6 protein-coding genes are annotated in these 5,001 nt (G+C 24.5%); 5 read left to right on the top strand and 1 reads right to left on the bottom strand.

Going from position 1 to position 5,001, the window contains the following annotated elements:
• Positions 1 to 605, bottom strand: a 605-nt coding sequence (locus HNR35_RS05415) for an ERF family protein (protein WP_183224451.1), incomplete at its 3' end; no start/stop codon positions are given.
• Positions 606 to 1,003: 398 nt separating this feature from the next.
• Here HNR35_RS05415 and HNR35_RS05410 point away from each other — a divergent pair.
• The 5 genes from HNR35_RS05410 to bdr are packed head-to-tail and all read left to right on the top strand — an operon-like array spanning position 1,004 to position 4,514.
• Positions 1,004 to 2,095 carry a plasmid maintenance protein gene (locus HNR35_RS05410; protein WP_183224449.1) on the top strand — a complete coding sequence of 364 codons (1,092 nt, stop codon included), beginning with the start codon at positions 1,004 to 1,006 and terminating at the stop codon, positions 2,093 to 2,095.
• 9 nt (positions 2,096 to 2,104) lie between these two features.
• A complete protein-coding gene (locus HNR35_RS05405) occupies positions 2,105 to 2,662 on the top strand; it encodes a DUF226 domain-containing protein (RefSeq protein WP_183224448.1) in 558 nt (185 codons plus the stop codon).
• Complete coding sequence (locus HNR35_RS05400) at positions 2,638 to 3,378, top strand: ParA family protein (protein ID WP_040353515.1); 741 nt, start codon at positions 2,638 to 2,640, stop codon at positions 3,376 to 3,378. Before HNR35_RS05405 ends, HNR35_RS05400 begins: the two co-directional genes overlap by 25 nt.
• Positions 3,379 to 3,418: 40 nt before the next feature.
• Positions 3,419 to 3,961, top strand: a complete 543-nt coding sequence (locus HNR35_RS05395) for a chromosome replication/partitioning protein (RefSeq protein WP_183224446.1) — start codon at positions 3,419 to 3,421, stop codon at positions 3,959 to 3,961.
• 13 nt (positions 3,962 to 3,974) lie between these two features.
• Positions 3,975 to 4,514, top strand: a complete 540-nt coding sequence (gene bdr / locus HNR35_RS05390; RefSeq protein ID WP_183224444.1) for a Bdr family repetitive protein — start codon at positions 3,975 to 3,977, stop codon at positions 4,512 to 4,514.
• The last annotated feature ends 487 nt before the right edge of the window (positions 4,515 to 5,001 follow it).

Below are 5,001 nucleotides of genomic sequence, written 5' to 3'. Positions count from 1 at the left end.
TCCTTTTTTTGTTCTTGCTTTATATCTTTTTTCTGAATTTGATCAATCTCTTTTTTTTGTTCCTTTTTTTGTTCTTGCTTGACATTAACTTGCTTATTAGGTGTAGAATTTCTGTTTTCATAATTATTGTAATTAGGGTCTGCATCAGTATCCACTTCACTTTTTATGTTAAGACATGCAACTAAAGCGTACCTTTTGACATAAGTAATAGCTGAGCCAAACATTTGTGGCGTTGAATTCATATTTTTAGACCCATTTTCATTGCTCCATTTTAAATTTTCTGTAAGCGTTGGTGTATCAAAAGACTCTTCATACCCAGTACTTGTGCTGTAGAATGTGGTCCTAATAACATGAACTCTACCATATGGATCATGTGTAAAAGTTGGATATTGCTCAAAATCAAGCTCCAAATTATGCTTTTCAATAACGTTTTCAACTTCTTCTAATATATCATTGAAATCCTGGTACTTATACCCATATCCTTTATTTACAAGACTTTTGTCGATGCGTGACAAATTCCTTTTTAGGGTTTTCATATCTTTTCTGAAGCTTATTTTTGCTTGTATATTATTTTGTATATTTTGATTTTTTTCTATGTGTGACATAATTGTCAACCTCCGTTTCTTTAAGTTAATAATAAATATATAGCAAAAACTATTTTTGCCAACTTTTTTACAAAAATTTTTTACAAAAAAAGTGGGCCTTAACCAAACTCTCTTTACAAAGAATCTCGTTAAGATCCCACTATATTATAATTTTTTGTAAATTACTTAAAATAAACGGTAGGTGTAATGTCAATATTAATACAACTACGCTACTTGTAGTATAGACTAACTTAAAATGAAAATCAATTTATTTTTACCGAATTACAAAAAAGTGTATTTAATTAATGTGATTAATAATTTAAATTTAATATTTTTTGGGGAAAGTATTTACTTTTAATTCAAAATTATGCATTATAATATTAATTATTATTAACTTAAAGAAACGGAGGTTGACGATTATGTCAATATCAACCAATAAAAAAAAGCCAAATTGCCACAACAAACTACAACGTAAATTAATAGTTCTTGTCTCAACACTAGCCTACATAAACACCAAACATAAGAAATATACACAAAAAACCATACTCTATTACTTTAATGAAAATCTAAAAAGAAATGGTCAAGCTCCTACTACATTAAGAACACTGCAAAAATATCTTTACAAATTAGAAAGAGAATTTAAAGTAACAACCAACTACTACAAACATTTGGGTGTAAATTTTGGCACTGAAATTTACTATCACCTTAATTATGAAAAAAATGTATGCCACTTTAAAATCAACCAATACTTTCAAGAAAAAATTCACTCTAGATTTAAATCTAGAGTGAATAACTACCTTAAAGACAAATCTCCAAAAAAGGGTAATGTAGAGTTGGAGGAGTGTTTATGTAATAAAAATAATATAAAAGAAGAAAGAAATTCTAATAAAATAGAAGAATACAAAAAAATAAAGTATTTCAATAAGTGTAACTTTTCCAATAAAAAAACTCTTTTGGATTTATTAAAATTAGATATTAGTACAAATTTGGCAATTGAAATATTTAAAACCGTCAAAAGATATGAAAATAGTTTAACAAAAAGCAAACATATTTCTTTTAATAAATCTTGCTATAAAGATAAGCAAAATAAATTAAAAGAAATTCTAGAAAATATTCAAAAAGAATTAGAAGAAAAAGGGTACAATTCAGAACAATTGAAACCAAATATCCAAAAAGTATATGAAATTTACAAAAATAAACCCCATTTTATTATTGAACATCAGAAATATAGCGATTTAAGTACAATAAAACGTAAATTGGAAAAATTAATTGAATTGAACAAAGAAAACCTACAAAAAGATTATCAAAATATAAAAACATATATTTTCAATATTCTTATTGAACAACTAAAAGAAAAGGCAAATATTGAATTTCTCAAGCCAATTATAAAAAAATATTTGAATAGCAAAAAGAAATTAGAATATAATAAAGTATTTGATACGTATTATTATGAACTATTAGAGCTGATAAAAAATGAAAATAATTCTTTAATGTTAAAAGAAGTTGTATAAGGATTGAACATGGAAAGTGCACCAGAAACTATTAAAAAAGGAAAATGTAAAGTAGAATGCCAAAATAAAGAAAGATTTATTTTGATCGAAAAAGAAAATGGTAAAGCCATGTACCATACCAAAATAATGATGGACGTTTATAAATTTGGAGTTTATGAGAAAAAAAATGAATTTCGAGTGTCATTAAGGGCATTGTTTAATGGAGAAAGAATTGTTGAAGAAACACATTTATACCCTATTAAAGAAGGTGACAAATTTATTGGAATTTTTTACGGGTTTAGAAAACCTATAAAAAAGGCTATTATAAAGTATCAATTAAATGGGAATAGAAAATCTTACGGATTTGCAAGAGCATATTATATGGAAGTTAGATTTAAAGCAGGCAGTGTTTTTTTCTACTTTAAGGGATTATACCGCTTGCTAGATAAACAACGGATGAATAACCACTACAATAAAATATTATTTAGTATGTTTACAGATTTAGAAAAACAAGTATATGAATTTTATGGGAAAAAATACCCAGAACAAGGACCGTTAACGAAATGGATACTAAAAAACCTAAAATAATAACAATTGCGTCAATTAAGGGCGGCGTTGGCAAAAGCACAAGTGCTATTATATTAGCAACATTACTTGCAAAAGATAATAAAGTTCTTTTAATTGATATGGATACTCAAGCATCAGTTACTAGTTATTTTTACGAAAAAATAGAAAAACTAGGTATTAATTTTACCAAATATAATATTTATGAAATTTTGAAAGAAAATGTAGACATCGATAGTACTATTCTAAATATAGATAATAATCTTGATCTTATACCTAGCTATCTTACGCTACATAATTTTAGCGAAGATAAAATCGAGTATAAAGATTTTTTGTTAAAAACTAGTTTGGGAACTTTGCATAATATATATGACTATATAGTCATCGATACAAATCCTAGTTTAGATGTTACGTTAAAAAATGCACTTTTCTGTAGTGATTATATAATAATTCCAATGACGGCTGAAAAGTGGGCGGTAGAAAGTTTAGATTTATTTAATTTTTTTGTAAGAAAATTAAATTTATTTTTACCTATATTTTTAATAATAACAAGATTTAAAAAAAATAGAACACACAAAACATTGTTTAAAATGTTAAAAACAAGAGATAGATTTTTAGGAATAATATCTGAAAGAGAGGACCTAAATAGACGAATAGCAGAAAATAATAATTTTGATTTAAATAAAGATTATATAAAAGAATATGAAAATATTTTAGAAATTTTTTTTCAAAAAATATAAAGTCTAATAATTAGACTATTAAGTGTAAAAGGAGTTTAAATTGGATATTAAGGTTAATAAAAGAGATCTAAGCGATAATGAAAATTATATTATTGCTGATAGTGCATTAAATCATTATAATTCTTTAAAAGAAAAATTAAAAATTAATTCTAAAAAAGAAATCTATTGTAAGTTAGAAACTTTAAAAATTTTAAAAGAAATTAAAGATAATGAATATTATAAACTTGATGGATATAAAAGTTTTGAAGCTTTTTCTAAAGATTATAGACTTGCAAGAGCACAGGTCTATAATTATTTAAAAATTGCTAATGCAATAGAAGATGGGATTATACAAGAAGAATTTCTAATAAAAAATGGCATACTAGAAACGTTAATTATATTAAGAAATAAAGAAAGCAAAACAATAAAAAAGTCAAAACAAAACCCTATAAAACCCTTAAGATTTCAGCTTAAAAAACAAGAAAGCTATGATTTTTACAAAAATAATGCCAAATTTACAGCGTTTATTTTGGAAGAACTTCTTGAAAATCAAAAGGATTTAATTAAGAAACTTTTAAAGAAATATAAAGAATTAAAAGGATAATAAAGGGGATTTTATGAGTAATTTATCCTACAATGCTGTTAAAATAGAAAATATAAGGTTGGAATTTTTAAATAAAGGGTTTAGCGAAGAGGCAATAGATTTTGTTTTATTGCAGAACGATAATTACAACTTTGAAGTTTTAAAAGAGAGAATGAATTCTTTAGAACAACAAATAATCAATGTGGAAAAGAACTTTCAAAAAGATATATCTAGCTTAGATGCGAAAATAGATAGTGTAAAAAACGAACTTAATGCAAAAATAGATAGTGTAAAAAACGAACTTAATGCAAAAATAGATAGTGTAAAAAACGAACTTAATGCAAAAATAGACAGTGTAAATACTAAAATAGACAACGTAAAAAACGAACTTAATGCAAAAATAGATAGTGTAAATACTAAAATAGATAGTGTAGAAAAAACCTTGCAAAAGGATATATCCAGTTTAAAAAATGAACTTAATGCAAGTAATAGAACAATACAAGTAATGCTAATAGCAGGAATAACACTTGCTCCAATTATTTACTCTATATTTAATAAGTATTTTTTCAATTGAGAATGATTAAAATTTTTAAAATATCAAGGTGGCATATAGCTTATTTTTTAAACAGAGGTACTATAATCTTGATTTAAATTCTTAAAAAGAAACATTTTATTTTTGCTCTCTTTTAAAATAGAACTTATTTAAACTTTTTAACAAAAAGAATTTAAATAAGTTATTTTTTTGTAAAAAGACAAATTGATTTTAATTCTAAATTAAACTATATTTAATTTGTTGAATTATTTTTATTAAAATAAATTCAGTTAAGTACCCCCACTTTATTAAGTTCTTTAACAAGAGAATTTAATAAAGTATTTTTTTGTAAAAATTCTTACAAGAAACTTGACAAAAATAGTTTTTAAAGTATAGTAAATATTGCATAATGCGTCTTCGTGTTGTATTTGTAAACAAAGGTTACATTATGGTGGGAGCTTAGTAAAGTTCTTTAATAAGAGAACTTCGTTAAGCTCCTACTTATTTTTACAAAAATTATTATAAATAA

The organism is Borreliella spielmanii, assembly GCF_014201705.1.
GTDB classification, from domain to species: domain Bacteria; phylum Spirochaetota; class Spirochaetia; order Borreliales; family Borreliaceae; genus Borreliella; species Borreliella spielmanii.
Note: the sequence above shows the minus strand (reverse complement) of the source record. Positions and strands in the feature narration are given on the sequence as shown.